Below are 15,523 nucleotides of genomic sequence, written 5' to 3' on the forward strand. Positions count from 1 at the left end.
CCGTGGTGATGGGCGCCAGCGGGTCGCCCGGCGCGGATACGCGCCCGTTTTGTGGGGTTGATTTTAGGCGCTGGAGATGGTTGTGCGCGCACCCATGAACGACAAAACGGGGCGCTTGCGCGCCCCTGGTCGATCCGCCTGCGGCCTCCGTCTCAAGCGATCAGGCCCGGCCTGCGCCTCGTGCTGCGCGCAGCAGGTCGCGGGTTTCGTCGGCGACCTCGGCTAGGCCCACGCCCTCGCGAGCATCGCGCAGCACGCGCATCGCGTCGTCGTCGGCTTGCAACCGGGCGTTGCGGCCTTTCATGAACGCCTCGTAAAGCACGGGCCGCTTCAGGATGAACGGCCAGGCGTTGGGGCCTTCGTCGTCATCGTCTTCGTCGTACCACCTGTTCTCAAGGTGCGGGTCCGCGCCCCAGCGTGCCAGCAGTTCGATCCGTTCGGGCCATTCGTGGTCGTCGCCGTCGCCACCGCCTTCGTCGGCGTACTGCTCGACTTGCCGCATCAGCGTCGCGAGGATCGTCCGGCCGTGGTACTGCGCGTTCGGGTCCGCGCCGAGCGCGAGAAGCCACGACACGTACTCGAGCCGCCCGCGCAACACCGCGATGCCCAAGGGCTTACCACTGCCGTCGCGCCCGTTTGGGTCCGCGCCTTCGTCAAGCAACTTGTGAAACTTCCCGGTCCAGTGCTTGTTGATGGCCTGGCAGAGCTCGCGTTCAAGGCACCGGCTCTCGGCATCGGTGTGCCGCTTCAAAAGCGGGGCCGGCCGCGATTGTTTGACGGGCTTCACGTCGGCCCACCGCTGCATCCACGCACGCAACGCGGGCGAGTCGGGAGCGTCGGGCACGTTGTCCGACTCCGCGTCGCCGTCGTGCTCGTCCGATCGGCGGTCCAGCGAGTCGAAGAGGTCGCCGAACTCGGGGCCGATCTCGCGCCGCTGCTCGTAAGCCGCGATCGCTTCGTGATCGTCGGCGTCGATGTACACCGGGGCCGAGCCGACGCTCCACGTCATTTCTTCGCGAAGTGCGTCGAGCCTCTCTTCTTCGATCCGCGCGAAGTGACGCCGCGTGTGCGCTCGCTCCTCGCCTTCCCGCTTCTGCTGCACGTCGCTGCGCCAGCCCATCGCTTCCCCGATCACGCTCTCCATCTTCGCGCGATGCCGGTCCCAGCGGATGTTGATCAGCCCGGCGAGCATGAACATAACAACGCTCGTCATCACTGCTGCCGGCACGACCAGCCAGAGCGAGCGTACCGACGCCACGACCTCGCAAACACCGCCGAAAAAGCCGACCTCGGCCAGCGCGCCGATCAGCAGCCACGTCGCCGCGCGTCGGCCGTGGCGCATAGCCCGGTCGGTGAAGCGGTCGAGCGCGCTGTCCGAGTCGGTCGCATGATCCTCGTCGTCGTCCAGGTCGTCCTCGTCCTCGTTGTCGTCGTGCTGGTCGTACAGTTCGTCGTTCAGCGTGCTCATGGTGGACTCCGGTTCAGTTGAGCACCGAGCCGACGCACGCGGCGCTGGCCTGGCCCGTGTACGTCGCGCCATCGACCTGCGCGAGCAGTTCGCGCCCGCAGTTTTCGTGCACGCGATAGGTGCGCAGCACGACTCCGGACACCGAGCACCACGCCGAGTCGTGCACCACGCCAACGGAGCAATAGCCCATGCCGGCGAAGTCCGATGTGTCGTTGTAACCTCCTCCGCAAGTGTCGGTGATCTTCACCCACACGCCGTAGCCGCTGATGGCATTGCCCGCAATGCCCCCGTCGTACGTCTGCCGGTGCATGAAGCGTGCGACGCAACCGTTGGCGGTAGCGTCCTGGTACATGTAATACGAGCTGACACTGGCCTGCGCGTGCGCGGGAGCGGTGACGAGCGCGGTGCAGGCGAGCAGCGCGGCGGTGAGGATGTTGATGATGGTTCGCATGGGGGGCTCCTTACAGGTGTTCTGCGAGGCCGTCGATCACGGCGGCGGCCGGTACAAGCGCGGGCGCGTCGAGCAGCATCCCGGCGACGCAGGCGCGGATCGCCACGTCGAGCAGGCATTGCTTCACGTCGCCGCGCGGGGCGGTTTCGAGCGCGGTGCGGGCGGTGGTCACCTGGTCGATCAGCCATGCCCGCACGTCCGGGTCGGCGTTGACGTGGGCACCGGCCGCTTGCACGGCGTCGAGCGCACGACGTGCGGCCATGGCCTGGTCGATGGTCAACGTGTCGGCACGGGCCAGGTTGCACACGAGCAGCGCAACGATGGCGAGGGTGGTTCGGACGGTGCGCATGGTCATGCCTCGGTGCTGTTGAGGTCGAGCAGGTTGTTGAGCATCGCCAGCCACACGGGCGAAGAGCTTTCGATGCCATCGTGCTCGGGCACCAGGCGCGCGAGGCGGTACGCTTCGTCCTGCGCCGCAAAATGCGACCGGGCGTCGGCCACGTGCGCGTCCCAGGCGACCAGCAGGCCGCTCACGTTGGGCGCGTCGGCCTCGGGTTCGGATTGGTCGCGAGCCCTGTTGCGGGCCAGCGCGGCGAGCACGACGTGCCTGCGTGCGCGCAGCGACGCGCGGCGGCTCTCGTTCATGCGCCGGATGACGCGGGGCGTCGGGCTCGTCGGCATCAGCGTGTCGAAACGGTCGTCGCGATGGTCGTTGAGGGCAAGGGCGAGGTACATGTGGGCCTCACTTGATGGTGCGGTTGCGAGCGGCCAGACGCTCGATCGCGTCGGCGGCCAGGTTGAACTGCGAGCGTTTGGCGAGGTAGAACCGGGCAGCCACGCCGATGCTCACGGCGGCGGCGATCCAGTGGCCCGGTGCCTGGCCGGCCGGGCCGAGCAGCGCGTCGTGGATTTGCCAGGCGCCGATCGAGGCCATGACGAGGAAAAGGCCGAGCCGCACGTGCTTGATCAGGTCGGCGATGCTGGGAAGGCTGGGGATGCGCATGATGGTCTGTGCCTCGTTCACTTGTTGCTCGGGGGGAGCAGTTGCACACGCTCGTCGCCGAGCACGGCAGGCGTGAACCCGAACGGCGACGGGAGCCAGTCGCTCGGACGGCGCAGCAGTTCGATTGGGCGGCCTTCAGTCGCACGCTGGCGCATGAGGTTCGCGCGGAACGAGCCGCTGAACCACACCGCCGCGGTGAACGCGGCGACGCCCAGGCGGCCCAGCAGACCGGACCAGTGGCCGTCGAGGGTTTCGAGAACGCCGAGCGTGAAGTTGGCGATGAACGCGATGGTGCCGATGTGAGCGACGGCGGTTTGCATGAGGTACGCGCGGTTGGCCGTGCGCTCGGTGAGGTGGTGGTCGAGGCGTTGCATGTGGTGTGCTCCGGTTGGTTTCGGCGTTAGTGCTAACGCCACAAACCACGCTCTCTCTAGAGAGGGCTCGTGTCAAACGGGCACGGGTCGTTACGTTTTACCCCCTGTTTTAAGGGGTTTTCTGCACGCGGCGCGGGATCGATCGATCCGCCGCCTTCAGGTTTTTCTCGGGCGCACACGCGAAACACCCCGGTGCGCTTGCGCGCCCCGCTGCTGCCTTCGGCCCTGACATCGAATCCCTGGGACAACGAAAAGACGGGCGGCTTGTGGCCGCCCGTTGCGCTGGACATTTCACCGCCGCTCACGCGGTGCCGCGGTCCTCCTTCTTACCGTCCTTCTCGCCGTCCGGTGCTGCGCCGTCCGCCGGCTTTTCGTTGGCCTCGGCCGCGTGCTCGGCGGGCGCGACCAGGCGCTCGCGGATCGCCGCTGCGCGTTCCATGTTCTTCGCCAGGTTCTTCGCCAGGTCCGCACGGCTCGCAGCGGCCGCGTCCTGCGAACTGCCCGACGCTGCACGCTCGGGGCTGGCCGCTGCCGGCGCCTCGGCCTTGCTGGAGCCTGCGCTGCCCGCTTGCGCGGTGGGCGCCCCCGGCTTGCCCGCGGCTGCGCTGGCCTTCGCGTCCTTCAGCGTCGTGGGCTCGGGTGGCAGGTCGCCACGACCGCCGCCCGCCGGCGTGCGCTTGCCAGGCTCCGTGACGGAGGCGCCGCTGCTCCGCTCGGATTGGCCGCCGACCTCGCGCTCTTTTTTCATGCCCGCCAGTTTGTCGCGCAAAGCGCCCGCGCCCTTCGCTGCACCATTGGCGGCCGATCCGAGCGCAGCGCCCATCGCACCGGCGCCGGCCGTGCTTGCGGCGCTGGTGCCGCGGCCCATCTCCTCGACGTGGCCGCCCAGCACCGCGCCGTGGCCGCCACCGATCCAGTCCAGAACGTTGTCGGGCACACTGGTGATGAGTTTCAAGCAGAAGCGCACGCACTGGAACAGGAACATCATGAACAGAATCGCGCCCCCGATCATGCGCACCAGTTCAAACAAGCCACCGCCGCCGCCCGTCGCGCCCCAGGCCACGCCGAACATGGTGTTGGCGAACAGGCCGATCGGCTGCATGAGGATGTAAGCGCCGCACACGCCCAAGGTCATCAAGGCCGGCCGCAGGGTGAGGCTCAACAGCATCATCAGCCCTTGCTTTTGCGAGCCGACGCCGTCCGTGCCGTGGTTCGGCGATAAGAAAGTGATCATCCAGAGCGGCGCGGCGACCAGGCTCTCGAACAGCATGACGAGCCAGCCGAAGGCGGCCAGGGCCACGGCGAAGAACGGCATCATCGGCAGCACGAAGCAGAGCATAAACGCGGGGACGAGCAGGCACGACGCGATGAACGTGAACAGCCCGCCGAACAGCGCCGATGCTGCGACCACAACCTGGCCTGCAGCCGGAATGGCGGCCAGCCCCATGACGCCCGCGGCGGCGACGCCAGCGCTCTGCACCGTCGTGATCAGCCCCTGCCCCACGTCGTACGCGCGCATCATCGGGTCTTCGTTCGGGTCGGTCACGGCGGTAAAGCCCTGGCCGGCGAACACGTTGATGATCTTTGAGAACTTGTCCTCGCCACCACCGCCGCCGTGCTTGGCCGCGGTCTGGGTGTTCGCCGCGTCGAGCAGCGACTTTGCGCGCTTCACGTCGGAGTCAGCCTGGTTGTCGAAAAAACTCCAGCGCGATTGGCCGGTGGTCATCCCATCCACCGCCGTCGGCACGTTCGAGACCGACGCGTTCACGTCCGATTTCATGCGGCCCAGGGCCGCGTACTCGGCGCCCGAGACAACGAACCCGTCGGCGGCTAGGCTGGACGCCAGTTGGCCGGTGCCCATCGCTGCGGTGAACGCAGCGTTGGCCTTGGCATCGACCGTCGCCTCGTACGCCTGTACCGCGCCGTCGATCGCGGCGTTCATCGTGGCCGGCGGGATCGCTCCGCTGCTCACGATTTTCTTGGCGAGGTTGTCCGCGGCCCCTTGCATCGACTTCAACGCGGCGACATGGCCGGACTCGATCGCGCTCGTCGCGGGGGCCGCGTTGAGCCAGGCCGTGGCGGTTTGCAGCCCGGCGGCGCTGGCGCTCGGCGCGCTGCTGGCCGTGGTGCCCTTCAAGGTGGCGGTGACGGTACCGCACTCGGCGTAGGTCGAACCGTCACCGGTCCGGCCAAAGTTGTAGCCGACGGTTCCCGCACCGCTGGCGTCGAGGTTGCTGAACCACGTCGCGCCCACCGCCGACGAAATGTCTTGGCCGACGAACTGATTTTCCGTCGCCTGGTCGTCCGCGCTCTCGCCGGCATGGTAAGCCCGCACGCTCTCGTAGCACACGTTGCTCAACACCAGCGACTCGAACAGTGCCCGCGCTTTCACGTCGAGCACCGGGCTCGTGTACGTCGCCGTCTGCTGCGTCCAGGTTGACAGGTACGTACTCCACACGCTGTCCGCCAGGCCGATGCCGTTCGTCGCCAGCCAGAGCACGATCAGTTGGATCACGCAAAATCCGCCCTTCACCGGCAGGACGAACGCGAGCCCCAGCATCGTGCGGACCGGCATCCACATGCTCGACCATTGCTTGCCCAGCATTTCGCCGTCGTGAGCGGTGGCTACCGTCCCAGCCACCATCACGTACGCCGCGATCAGTCCACCGAGTGAGAGCATGGCGCTGTTAAAAATCTCGAACAGTGGGCTGAACGGGCTGGCCGATGCGTCCGAGCCAGCGCCGAGCAGCGGCATGACGTGGACCATGACCCAATCGGTCGAGGGCGGCGTGAAGATGTCCGCTGCGTGCGCGTTGCCGCTGAACAGCAACGCGAACAGGGCAAGCGGCCCCGCGAGGGTCTTGAAAAAGCGGCGCATGGAATGGCCTCGGGCAGGTTGTTAAAGAGCAGAAAGCGCAACGGCTATGCCGTTAGCACTAACACCAAGGTCGCTCCAGAAAACCCTTCAGTCAATGCCGATACGAGGCGTGCCGCGAAAAAAAGCGCCCACGATGGGCGCAAAAAAAGCGGCCGGGGCCGCCTTGCGATGGGACGCGGTGACGCGTGCGATCAGGTTTTCATCGGGTCGAACGCGACGCACAGCCGTATCGCGTTGAGCGGACCAAGGGCCATCCAGGCCAACACCGCGATCGCCGCACCGTAGATCGCCGATCCGTGGTTCGTGATTTCGTGCCAGCAGAATAGGCCCGCGAGGACGTACAACATCAGCAGGAACAGTAACCCGCCGATCGTGCCGCGCCGCACGCGCCCGTCCGGGCTCGCGACGGCGTAGACGGTCGTGGAGCCCAGGATGCGCTGCACACCGAGCGCGACGGGCTCGCCCACGTTCAAATAACTGCCAAGCCGCGGCGACATCCGAAGGTTTCGGATTTCGTGATCGCCGATCTCTGCGATGGAACGGATCGTCCAGCCGTATTGATCAACGCGCCCCTCGCCCAGCAGTTTCAAACGTCCCTCGATCCGTGCCATGTTCCTCTCCGTTCAATGTGCGGTGTGCAGTGCCGTTAGCACTAACGCGGTACCTGGAGTACACCAGGTTCTACGAAAAACTCAAGTTCTCACGTGCTGCGCTTTGGTGGGCCGTGGGGGCGAGGAACCGCGCGACGTGTCGATGTTCTGCTGCCGGTTGCTGGTGCCTGGTCATCGTTTGCCCTCGTCCCGTTCGTTGGTTGTGCGCTTCGGAGCCTGCCGTGACGCATGGACAGGCCAGCCGGACGGGCTGGCAAGGGTTCGACGAAAGCCGCAGCGCGCGCAGCGTGACCGGGTGCACGGCGAAAGCAACGCGTGCCCTTGCCGTGGCTCGGACGGTCTGGCTTATGCGTCGGGAAACGGCGGGATCGAGCGCACGAAGAGCGGGAACGATGCGACCAGGCATCAGCGCCGGAGCCGGCAGCAGGGCCGCGCCGTCGTGCGGCCGTGGTGGTGCGTTTGTGTGTTTGTTTGCAGGACGTTCCGGTGCCGTCGGCACCGGCGCGCGGCTTTAGGTACGGCACTCAAACCGTACCCGTTGACAGGTGCCGGGTTGTACGAGAAGTTTGTTTGTATCAAACAAACACACCAACAGACATACAAACGAACCAATGAACGTCCATCCGTCCACTCGTTCTAGAGGAGTACAGATTATGTTGTTTTCATGTTCCGTATGGAGCCCCAAAGGGGGCTGCGGAAAATCGACGATCGCGCTGACGCTGGCCTCGTTCTTCGCTGCTGAAGACACGACTCGGCGCGTGCTGCTCGTCGATGCGGACGCGCAGCAAAGCGCCCGCACGTGGGAAGCGCAAGCCCGGCAACTGGGCCATGCGCTGCCGTTCGACGTGGCCGCGTCGGACGCTCGCGCGAGTTCGTACGACGTGGTGGTGTATGACCACGCGCCCGGCCTGGCCGGATCGACCTTGAAAGGGCAAGTGGTCCTACTGCCGGTGCTACCGTCGTTCTTCGACGCGGCCAGCGCGATTCGCGGCGAGGCCGATCTGCGCAGCAAGGGCCAGCGCGTGATGATGCTGCCGAACCGCGTGGAAACGAGCCACGCGAGCGACGTGGCGTTCCTCGCCGGTTTCGTCGGCAAGCCGTACATCAAAAAGCGCAAAGCGGCCTACCAGGCGACCGTGGCCCGCGGGCTCACGCTCTACGGTGCGGACAAGTCCGGCATCCGCGGCTTGAAAGAAGCCCGCGCAGAGTTCGAGCGCGTTGTGGATGGGTTGATTGATCTGGCTGCGGCCTAACTTTTTGGAGACACGACGATGGAAAACCGTAACTCACTCGCTCGCCTGGCCGGCAAGCCGGAGCAAAACCTCATGGCCGCCGCGGCGCAAGTCAGTGTGGCCTTCGCGCCCGCGGCCGAACCGGCGGAGCGGCCGTACTTCAACCTGCGCACCGTCGAGCGCGCCAGCGGCGACAAGGTGGTGACGTGCAAGGCGACGATCGGCGGGCGCGACGCCGCGGCGACGCAAGTGCGAATCCCGCACGCGCTGCGCGACAAGATCGAGAAGTACGCGAGCGGGCCGGCGACGGTCGTGCTCGTCGCCCTGGCGGACGCGATGCTCGATCAGTTGCTGGCCGACGGAAAAGCGTTGCACGTCGGGAACGCCGATAAGTGAACGGCGCCGGTGGTGAAACACGAAAAAGCCCCTGAAGCAGGGGCTTTTCTGTAGGTGCGGTTTGGTGTGTTTGTTTGTATCAACAAACAAACATCCATCGCGGAGCGCGGGTGTCGATCAGTATTCGGACGCCAGCATGGCGAGCCAGCGCGGCCGTTCGATATCGGTGAACACGGCGAAAAGACGCAGGGGCTTGGGCAGCGCGTAGGCGTGGCGCACGTAGTGTTGCCGGTGGATTTCGAGGTCGTTACCGTCCGTGATGACGAGCGAGCCGGAACCGTCGGCGTGCGGTGTGAACGTGATCGACCAGAACCCATCGTGATGGGCGCGGGTCACGACGACGGCCAGAGCATCGGTCACGAGCCAGGCCATGCCGTGGGTCATGAGGTAGTGCACGCCGTCCGTGACCAGCGCATGCTTCAGGAGTGGCCCCTGGTTGTAGTAGTTTTCGGTACCGGTGAACATCGCCAGCGTTTGGGCGTCGAGGGCGTCGGTTTGGCTCATGGTGCGTTGATCCTGGTTTGTTTGTTGGTGTGTTTGTTTGTTCAGTTCGCGGCCTTGGCGATCGTCACGTAGAACGCTCGCGCGTTCTGGGCGTCGGGATCGAAGCCAAAAAACGCCGTGAAGCCGTGGCCGATGTCGCGCGTCTCGCCCGTCGTCACGCTTTCGTACGGGCCGTTGAACCAGTCGAGCGCGTCGGCCAGATGCGGGTCTTGCATCGCCGCCGCCGTGGTGACGAACACGGGGCCGCCGGTGAAGCCGTACCGCTTGCGCATGTCGTCGTTAAGGGGTTGCACATCCTGCAGTTGGGGGAGCCTGCCGTTAAGGGGGTGGCTGTTCGTGCGGTTCTGGCCGGTGGTGCTCATGTCTGCTCCTTGCTCGTTGAGAGGTCTGCTGTCGGTATCGCCTGACGCATGGACAAGCCAGGCCGGCACGAGCGCCAGGGGCACGACAAAGCCGCACGCCCGCGCAGCGGGATCGGGTGCCATCGTGAGCAACGCGACCCTTGCGCTGAACAGGGACGGTCTGGCTTATGCGTCGGGAAAGGCGAGCCCGGCGGCTTTCAACGGGCAAGGTATGGAGCGCCACCGGCCGCGGGAGAACCGCATGGGCAGTTGACGTTCGGGTGTTGCGCTTTTCGGTACGGCTGTTACCGTGGTCCTATCGGTGGCGTGGTGGCCGCCGATGTGTGTGTGCCCCTGGTGGCAAAGGCCGGTCGATGTTTGGCCGGCCTTTGCGACTCGTCCTCAAGCAAGGAAAGCGAGCCCGTTCAAGAAGTGGGCGTAAAAAAAGCGGCCGGAGCCGCTTGATGAGTTCGCTGACCTGAACAGGCCGATAAATCGACTAGCCTTCGTCTACCGGCGTCTTGCCGTTACGGAGCCGATTGATTTTGGTTTGGTTCGTGCCAAACAGTGAGGCGATTTTCTCCTCGGATTTGCCTTGACGCTTCATTTCCTCAATCGTCTCGATGTCCTTCGGCGTAAAACCTTCGTTCGTCCTCTGCGCCATCGAATCGCGCAATGTGGTCACTTGGTTCTGGATATTTTGCAACGTCATGATCGCTTGGAGCGCATCGTCTGGGGTTTTGAAAACGTTCCTCGACATGTCTTCCAGCATGGACTTCTTCGTCTCGACTAGCCGATCTGCGGCGTCGTTGAGGTTCGCGATCGTTGACCGGGTGAACCGAGCCTCTGCCTGAATAATAATGGTCGGTTCGGTGTTGATAGGATCGAGCGGATCGGCCATGTAATAGTCCCTTTCGACGCAGATGAATGTGAATGAATATTTTATTCACTCGACCAGAATGGCGTCAATCCGATAAAATGGGGACGCATCTTCTGACTCGTGCGATCAAAGCCTTGTCCGCTTCGCCAGCGCTACCGCTCCTGTTTCGGCCGCGGCCTGGCGCAGCACCGCCCGCTCGGCCGCGATGCGCTCGGCGAGCAGGAACGCGCGCAACGCGTCGCCGTGCCCTCCACCGCCCTCGTCCGTGAACGGCGTGGCGTGCAGACCGGCGCCGTGGTCGCGCAGCAGGACCAGCACCGCGTGCAGGTCGTGGGCCGTCGGCGCCGTGGCCTGGCGAAAGCGGTGCCACCAGAGCGGGACGCCCACCGCGCTGCCGTCGCGCCGGGGCACCCAGGTGCGGGGCCGGTTGAGGTCCGACGGGTGCGCGTGCGACAGCACCACGTCGGCCACGGCCCGGTCGTCGAACACGCGATCGACGCGCAGCGCTTCCAGTACGCCGTCGCGCACGTGCTGCGGCCCGCAGGCGTGCGCGCGGTCGAACAGCAGCGCGAGCACGTCGGCACGCTTGCACCGCACCGCCGGGGCGTACAGCCCGGCCGGCGACAGGCCGCCGTCGAGCCAGGCGGCGATCATCCCGGCGGGCGCGTTGTGGCCGATGGCAAGGGCGGCATCGTTTTGCGTGATGCTCGGATGGGTCAGCATGACGGTCTCCGTTCATGGGAACCGGCGGCCCCCTGTACCGCCCTGACCTGCCGTGAGGCAGGCACTGGGCGAACGGTGCGCCGGGGCGATCAGAACGGGGCGCCGTGCGTAAAGCCTTCGTAGGTCTTGGCGAACGAGTGGCCGTAGGCCGCGAGCGTTTTGGCCTTGAGGTCCGCGGCCTCGGCCGGCAGGTCGGGCTCGTCGCCGGCCAGCCATTCGACGGCCTGGGAGCGCAGCGTGGCGAGGTCCGGCAGGACGGCGCTACGGCGCACGATGTCGTCCACGAACCGGACGAGTTGGCTGGGCTGGGTCGAGTAGCGGAACACCGGGGCCGGCTTCGTCGGCGGCGTCGTGTCGTAATCGTCGGTGTTGGAAAAGCCGATGCACTGGTCGAGGGCGGTGGCGGTGGCGGTCATGGTGGTGTGCTCCGTGGTGAGCAGGCCGGGATGGCCTGGTACCGCCCTGACCTGCCGTGAGGCAGGCACTGGGGCGGACGGTGCGCCGGGGCGATTACAACCGGCGCCGTGCGGGCGCGGCGATCGGGGCCTCCTCGATCGCGGCCTCGGCCGTGTCGCGCAACACCTTGGCCTCGCCAGCAATCAGGATCGGGTCAAGAAACGATGAGGCGGAGAAGCATTGCCGGCATGCTTCGATCACGCGCACGTCGTTGACCGCTCGAAAAACCGGGTGCGTCAGCGGCGCACCGTGCGTCTGGTACACGTTCCCGGCGTTCGCGTTCACGTCGGACCAGTCGAAGTCGATCCCGTCCTGACGGGCCGTGCCGTTCGAGCGAAACGCACGCAGGGTCGCGTTGTCGGTGAAAAACACGAGGTCGCCGGCAGGGAAACGGTACAAGCGGTGGGCCGCGCGCTCGGGCGTCGCACGCCGCAGCAGACGGCTCAACACGACGCGCGCCTCGTCGATCGGCAACGGAGCACCGACCACGACGGCAGCGGCTTCCTGGATCAGGCCGAACCACGCGTCGTTGGGCACGGCGACCCACGCTTGCCCGTCGAGCCGATGGACCAGCGGTGCGTCAAGGTCGGATACGTTCACGGCCAGCGTGTGAGCGGAGTTGATGGCGTGCGACAGTTCCTCGCCGACGCACCAGCCCGCGCCGAAGGTTTTGACGGCGCCCGGGTGCCTCGTGGTGAGTTGGCGTGTGCCCGGAAATGCGGTGTTGATCAGGTTCATCGGGAGTTCTCCGGGGCCGTAAACGAAAACGCCCCAGCGAGAACTGGGGCGAACGGTGGGCGCGGTGCGTTGCGCTGGTGTACTCAATAAAACTCCAGCTCGAACGCGTGTCAAGCGTTTGCCGTCATTTGCTTGCACTATTTTTGCGGAGCGACGTGCCACGACGGGGGCGCCGGCCGCTCCCGCGCCAGGTCGGTGATCGACCGCCGCCGCGCCCACGTGTTGCTCGGGGTCATGGCGAACGTGGGCGGTGCGAACGGGTCGCTGTACTCGTCGAGTTCGCGCAGCGGCATCACGTCGTCGATCGCCAAGTGGATCACGTCGCGATGCGACAGCATCAGCACCGCGGCCCAAGGGTCGCCGGCCAGCGCCGCGTTGACCGTGGGCCAGAAATCGGCCTCGGCCAGGGCGGGCTCGCCGAAGCGCTCGCACATGGCGACGTAGCCGGCGAACGCTGCGGCCTTGCCGGTCCAGACGAACGGGTTGACGTGGACGTGCTGGTTAAAAATCCAGTCGCGAACGGTGCTGGTGTCGATGGTGCTCATGGTCACTCCTGGTGGGTTGTCGATTACTTCTCGCCGCGGGACTGAACTCCGGCCACGACGATGTGCGCGGCGTCAACGCGGCCGGTACCCTTGCGCATCCGTTTTTCAAGGTGAAACCCGCGCTCCGGGACCGACATTTCTTTCCAGAAGTTGTCGTAGGACAGGATGCGGTCACGGTCGCGTTGCGACTGCGCGCGGCCCTTCATCACGGCGTCGTAGTGGGTGTAAATGTCCTGCTTCGCCGTCCAGCGCGTCGGGTCGTACGTCACCTCGAACTCGTCGAGCCAGCCGGCCAGCGGATCGTTGGCGATCAGCACGTCGGCCTTCAGGTTCTGCACCTCCGGCGGTGCCTCGGCGTCGGTGGGCCACTTCCAGCCGCGGGCGCCCAGCAGCGACACGCCGCAAAGCAGGTAGTCGAGCCAAGCGCCCAGTTCGGCGGGCGTACCCAGGATGCGGTCGGCCCAGCCGACGACGGCCTTGTTCGACTTCGAATAACTGTTCGTGAACGGGAGCGCGCAGATGCGGCGGGCGATCGACCCGTCTTCGTCCTTGAACGCGGGGAGCACGTTGCTGGTCATCACCACGGTGCCCTTGAACACGACCGTCACCGCGGGCTTGTTCTTGCGATTCACGCTGATGCTGTCGCCGCCGGTGATTTCCTTGAACGGTTCTTCGGCGATGTACTTCGTTTCGTTGGCCGTCACGAGCGTGGTGCCGATCAGCGGTTCCAGGGCAAACGTCTCGCGCAGGCGCTCCATCGGCAGGGCCGTGCGCTTCGGGTGGAAGTATTCGAGCAGTTTGAGCAACGTGCCCTTGCCCGCGCCGGCACGGCCGAGCAGCAGCAGCGCTTTCTGAAACGGCTTGTTGCCGGTGACGAGCGTGCTGCCCAGCGCCAGCGCGAAGTATTCGAACAGCGCGGTGGTCGGGGCGATCGTGCGCAGGTACTGGCCGACCTGCGCGGCCTCGGCGGGCCACGTCGGCGTGTAGACCCACGGCTGGGGCTTGGTCTTGTCGATGCCGGACCAGTCCAGCGTCGCGTTGATGACGTTGACCTGGCCGAACATGGGCGCCGGGTCGAACGCGAAAATGCGACCGTCCTCCTGCACCTCCAGCACCGCGTTGCGGAGCTGAATCAGCACCTTGTCCGCGGGCGGGGCCGGCAGGCGTTGCTCGATCGACATCATCGTGAGCGAGTATTTCAACATGTCATCGACCACGCGCTGCGACACTTTCCCGGGCAGTTCCTGCTCGACCAGTTTGCCCATGCGGTACGCCAGACGGGCCTCGTCCTCTTCTTCGAAGTACACGCCGTTCCAGCGGCGGAAAATCTTCTCTTCCGTGTCCGCAACCAGCGCCGTGTCGGTTTTCAGCATGTGGCGCCCACGCATGGCCGGCGAGGCGTCGGCAGGGAGCCCGTCGTCGTCGCCGTCCTCGGCCTTCACGGCGTCGAGCGCGGTCTGACGTTCGTTCAACGCGGCCTGCAACGCCTTCTCGCCGGCCACAACATCGTCCAGCGCCCGCTTGGCGGCCTTCGCGAGTTTGTCGGCCTTGGCCTCGGCCAGCATGACCTCCTTGGCCCCGGCTTCCAGTTTTTTCAGGCCGTCGAGCACGTCGCCGGCTTCGTCAGCGGCGTCCTGGGCGTCGGCCGCGACCTTGCGGGTGCGCGCAAGGGCTTTTTCGACCCGTACCACCGCCGTCTCGGCTTGCTTGTAGCGCTGCTTCGGGGTGCCGGGCGCGGCGTTGTCGTACGCCGTGGTACCGCTGGGCTCGGCCGACGGTGCCGACAGGACGGCCACGGCCGTGGCCTTTGCCGCGAGGAAATCCGCCGCCGATGCGCCGTCAGGGCGAGCGATGGCCGGCGGTGCGGGACGCTTCGGCGTGATCGCGATCGAGGCGACCGTGGTGGACTCTGCGGGCTGGGCGTTCGACATGCGAGGGCTCCTGCAAATATTGACGGCAGGCGCTGGCGTGTCTAATGTGGAGACACGAACAGCGCTTTTGACGAGGTGCTACGTTCACCAGACCCGCCGGCCAGCGGGTCTTTTCTTTTTCAGGCCACTGCGCCGTTCTGCTCGAACCCGACCGCCACGGTCGAGGGGTTGCGCAGCCAGGCCGCAACGAGAGCACGCACGACTTCAGAGCCGGTCACGCCGCGCTCCTGCGCGCGCAGGTTGAGTTCTTCGTTCATCGACTGGGTGAAACGGGCGTTGAACTGAACGGTCTTGCGGATGGGCTTGATCGTGCTGGCGCTGGTCATGGCAGGTTCCTCGGCGGCGGTAAACGAAAAACGCCCTCCGGTTTTGAGCCGGAAGGCGTCGGTCATGGCCCGCGTCAGCAGGCCCGGGGTCGAACAGTGAGCACGAGCGATCGTGCGGGGCGTACGACCAATAAACCAGGTACCGCTGGCGTCGTCAAGCGATTGCGCGCAAATGTATGACAGCCCGGCCGGACCGGTCGAGGCGAGGATGCGAAGCGAAGGGGTCATGCGATCGTCCAGTTCGTGGGGTTCGAAAGACGCCGCGTCCAGACGTGGCTGAACGAGACGGCTCCCGATGAACTGGAGCGGATTTGCCGGGCTTGCCTCCCGGCGGATCGCGTAGAAAAGCGCATGAAGCGCGGCGTAAACAATACCCTGGCCGCCTTCGGGTGTACAGCGATTTCAGAGCCTCGGCACGGCCTCGGCCTGCGGTCATGGGCGCAAGCGGGATCGGCGCTCGCGCCGGTTTTGGCACGGTGGTCGGCACCGTTTGCTGTCTTCCCACCGTCGAGCCAATCCCAGGGTGGGAGCGCAAAGCCTTGCCCAGCAAGGCTTTGCTGGCATTCCCACCTTCATTCCCACCCTGCGATTTCCAGGTGGGAGTCCGGGTGGGAGCGGAAATCCTTGCTGGATAAGGCTTTCAGCTGTCTCTTATACACATCTCCG

Annotated in this window: 19 protein-coding genes; 2 read left to right on the forward strand and 17 right to left on the reverse strand. The window is 65.9% G+C overall.

The annotated features are described in order from the left end of the window. Positions 1–160: 160 nt before the first annotated feature. The 8 genes from ACSHSS_RS01165 to ACSHSS_RS01200 form a co-directional block, all read right to left on the reverse strand. The gene (locus tag ACSHSS_RS01165; RefSeq protein WP_257765284.1) at positions 161–1,468 is read right to left on the reverse strand and encodes an ankyrin repeat domain-containing protein; all 1,308 of its coding nucleotides are present in this window, start codon (positions 1,466–1,468) and stop codon (positions 161–163) included. A 13-nt stretch (positions 1,469–1,481) separates the two neighbouring features. Next, a complete protein-coding gene (locus tag ACSHSS_RS01170; protein ID WP_257765285.1) occupies positions 1,482–1,919 on the reverse strand; it encodes a hypothetical protein in 438 nt (145 codons plus the stop codon). A gap of 10 nt (positions 1,920–1,929) precedes the next feature. Next, a complete protein-coding gene (locus ACSHSS_RS01175) occupies positions 1,930–2,274 on the reverse strand; it encodes a hypothetical protein (RefSeq protein WP_257765286.1) in 345 nt (114 codons plus the stop codon). Beyond that, complete coding sequence (locus tag ACSHSS_RS01180; protein ID WP_257765287.1) at positions 2,271–2,654, reverse strand: hypothetical protein; 384 nt, start codon at positions 2,652–2,654, stop codon at positions 2,271–2,273. Before ACSHSS_RS01180 ends, ACSHSS_RS01175 begins: the two co-directional genes overlap by 4 nt. Before the next feature lie 7 nt (positions 2,655–2,661). Then, positions 2,662–2,943 carry a hypothetical protein gene (locus ACSHSS_RS01185; protein ID WP_257765288.1) on the reverse strand — a complete coding sequence of 94 codons (282 nt, stop codon included), beginning with the start codon at positions 2,941–2,943 and terminating at the stop codon, positions 2,662–2,664. After that, the gene (locus tag ACSHSS_RS01190; RefSeq protein WP_257765289.1) at positions 2,940–3,296 is read right to left on the reverse strand and encodes a hypothetical protein; all 357 of its coding nucleotides are present in this window, start codon (positions 3,294–3,296) and stop codon (positions 2,940–2,942) included. Before ACSHSS_RS01190 ends, ACSHSS_RS01185 begins: the two co-directional genes overlap by 4 nt. Positions 3,297–3,597: 301 nt before the next feature. Further along, positions 3,598–6,174, reverse strand: a complete 2,577-nt coding sequence (locus tag ACSHSS_RS01195) for a DotA/TraY family protein (protein ID WP_257765291.1) — start codon at positions 6,172–6,174, stop codon at positions 3,598–3,600. 191 nt (positions 6,175–6,365) lie between these two features. Next, the gene (locus ACSHSS_RS01200) at positions 6,366–6,785 is read right to left on the reverse strand and encodes a hypothetical protein (protein WP_257765292.1); all 420 of its coding nucleotides are present in this window, start codon (positions 6,783–6,785) and stop codon (positions 6,366–6,368) included. A 653-nt stretch (positions 6,786–7,438) separates the two neighbouring features. On the opposite strand from ACSHSS_RS01200, the gene ACSHSS_RS01205 reads away from it, so the two are divergent. After that, the gene (locus ACSHSS_RS01205) at positions 7,439–8,038 is read left to right on the forward strand and encodes a ParA family protein (RefSeq protein ID WP_310495762.1); all 600 of its coding nucleotides are present in this window, start codon (positions 7,439–7,441) and stop codon (positions 8,036–8,038) included. Between the two features lie 18 nt (positions 8,039–8,056). After that, positions 8,057–8,413, forward strand: coding sequence for a hypothetical protein (locus tag ACSHSS_RS01210; RefSeq protein WP_257765294.1), 357 nt, complete (start codon positions 8,057–8,059; stop codon positions 8,411–8,413). A 117-nt stretch (positions 8,414–8,530) separates the two neighbouring features. Here the strand turns inward: ACSHSS_RS01210 and ACSHSS_RS01215 are convergent, their stop codons facing one another. From ACSHSS_RS01215 to ACSHSS_RS01255, 9 genes are all read right to left on the reverse strand, one after another. After that, positions 8,531–8,917, reverse strand: a complete 387-nt coding sequence (locus ACSHSS_RS01215) for a DUF6876 family protein (protein ID WP_257765295.1) — start codon at positions 8,915–8,917, stop codon at positions 8,531–8,533. A 41-nt stretch (positions 8,918–8,958) separates the two neighbouring features. Next, the gene (locus ACSHSS_RS01220) at positions 8,959–9,279 is read right to left on the reverse strand and encodes a hypothetical protein (RefSeq protein WP_257765296.1); all 321 of its coding nucleotides are present in this window, start codon (positions 9,277–9,279) and stop codon (positions 8,959–8,961) included. A gap of 478 nt (positions 9,280–9,757) precedes the next feature. Then, positions 9,758–10,159: a hypothetical protein gene (locus ACSHSS_RS01225; protein ID WP_257765297.1), complete on the reverse strand. Its 402-nt coding sequence runs from the start codon at positions 10,157–10,159 to the stop codon at positions 9,758–9,760. Between the two features lie 105 nt (positions 10,160–10,264). Then, a complete protein-coding gene (locus ACSHSS_RS01230) occupies positions 10,265–10,861 on the reverse strand; it encodes a hypothetical protein (RefSeq protein ID WP_257765298.1) in 597 nt (198 codons plus the stop codon). 89 nt (positions 10,862–10,950) lie between these two features. Continuing rightward, positions 10,951–11,277 carry a hypothetical protein gene (locus ACSHSS_RS01235; RefSeq protein WP_257765299.1) on the reverse strand — a complete coding sequence of 109 codons (327 nt, stop codon included), beginning with the start codon at positions 11,275–11,277 and terminating at the stop codon, positions 10,951–10,953. Between the two features lie 94 nt (positions 11,278–11,371). Beyond that, complete coding sequence (locus ACSHSS_RS01240) at positions 11,372–12,055, reverse strand: hypothetical protein (RefSeq protein WP_060043558.1); 684 nt, start codon at positions 12,053–12,055, stop codon at positions 11,372–11,374. 137 nt (positions 12,056–12,192) lie between these two features. Beyond that, positions 12,193–12,600, reverse strand: coding sequence for a hypothetical protein (locus ACSHSS_RS01245; RefSeq protein ID WP_257765300.1), 408 nt, complete (start codon positions 12,598–12,600; stop codon positions 12,193–12,195). Between the two features lie 23 nt (positions 12,601–12,623). Continuing rightward, positions 12,624–14,531, reverse strand: a complete 1,908-nt coding sequence (locus ACSHSS_RS01250) for a DUF5906 domain-containing protein (RefSeq protein ID WP_257765301.1) — start codon at positions 14,529–14,531, stop codon at positions 12,624–12,626. 119 nt (positions 14,532–14,650) lie between these two features. Further along, on the reverse strand, positions 14,651–15,085 hold the full coding sequence (locus ACSHSS_RS01255) for a hypothetical protein (RefSeq protein WP_212158094.1): 435 nt from the start codon (positions 15,083–15,085) through the stop codon (positions 14,651–14,653). Positions 15,086–15,523: the final 438 nt, after the last annotated feature.

It is taken from the genome of Burkholderia sp. BC1, from assembly GCF_052683555.1.

Excerpts from the sequence above, each read along its gene's own strand:
- ACSHSS_RS01215 (WP_257765295.1), bottom strand. The coding sequence starts at position 8,917 with ATGAGCCAAACCGACGCCCTCGACGCCCAAACGCTGGCGATGTTCACC.
- ACSHSS_RS01200 (WP_257765292.1), bottom strand. The coding sequence starts at position 6,785 with ATGGCACGGATCGAGGGACGTTTGAAACTGCTGGGCGAGGGGCGCGTT.
- ACSHSS_RS01240 (WP_060043558.1), bottom strand. The coding sequence starts at position 12,055 with ATGAACCTGATCAACACCGCATTTCCGGGCACACGCCAACTCACCACG.
- ACSHSS_RS01230 (WP_257765298.1), bottom strand. The coding sequence starts at position 10,861 with ATGCTGACCCATCCGAGCATCACGCAAAACGATGCCGCCCTTGCCATC.
- ACSHSS_RS01170 (WP_257765285.1), bottom strand. The coding sequence starts at position 1,919 with ATGCGAACCATCATCAACATCCTCACCGCCGCGCTGCTCGCCTGCACC.
- ACSHSS_RS01235 (WP_257765299.1), bottom strand. The coding sequence starts at position 11,277 with ATGACCGCCACCGCCACCGCCCTCGACCAGTGCATCGGCTTTTCCAAC.
- ACSHSS_RS01205 (WP_310495762.1), top strand. The coding sequence starts at position 7,439 with ATGTTGTTTTCATGTTCCGTATGGAGCCCCAAAGGGGGCTGCGGAAAA.
- ACSHSS_RS01250 (WP_257765301.1), bottom strand. The coding sequence starts at position 14,531 with ATGTCGAACGCCCAGCCCGCAGAGTCCACCACGGTCGCCTCGATCGCG.
- ACSHSS_RS01225 (WP_257765297.1), bottom strand. The coding sequence starts at position 10,159 with ATGGCCGATCCGCTCGATCCTATCAACACCGAACCGACCATTATTATT.
- ACSHSS_RS01190 (WP_257765289.1), bottom strand. The coding sequence starts at position 3,296 with ATGCAACGCCTCGACCACCACCTCACCGAGCGCACGGCCAACCGCGCG.
- ACSHSS_RS01175 (WP_257765286.1), bottom strand. The coding sequence starts at position 2,274 with ATGACCATGCGCACCGTCCGAACCACCCTCGCCATCGTTGCGCTGCTC.
- ACSHSS_RS01165 (WP_257765284.1), bottom strand. The coding sequence starts at position 1,468 with ATGAGCACGCTGAACGACGAACTGTACGACCAGCACGACGACAACGAG.
- ACSHSS_RS01210 (WP_257765294.1), top strand. The coding sequence starts at position 8,057 with ATGGAAAACCGTAACTCACTCGCTCGCCTGGCCGGCAAGCCGGAGCAA.
- ACSHSS_RS01255 (WP_212158094.1), bottom strand. The coding sequence starts at position 15,085 with ATGACCCCTTCGCTTCGCATCCTCGCCTCGACCGGTCCGGCCGGGCTG.
- ACSHSS_RS01245 (WP_257765300.1), bottom strand. The coding sequence starts at position 12,600 with ATGAGCACCATCGACACCAGCACCGTTCGCGACTGGATTTTTAACCAG.
- ACSHSS_RS01220 (WP_257765296.1), bottom strand. The coding sequence starts at position 9,279 with ATGAGCACCACCGGCCAGAACCGCACGAACAGCCACCCCCTTAACGGC.
- ACSHSS_RS01180 (WP_257765287.1), bottom strand. The coding sequence starts at position 2,654 with ATGTACCTCGCCCTTGCCCTCAACGACCATCGCGACGACCGTTTCGAC.
- ACSHSS_RS01195 (WP_257765291.1), bottom strand. The coding sequence starts at position 6,174 with ATGCGCCGCTTTTTCAAGACCCTCGCGGGGCCGCTTGCCCTGTTCGCG.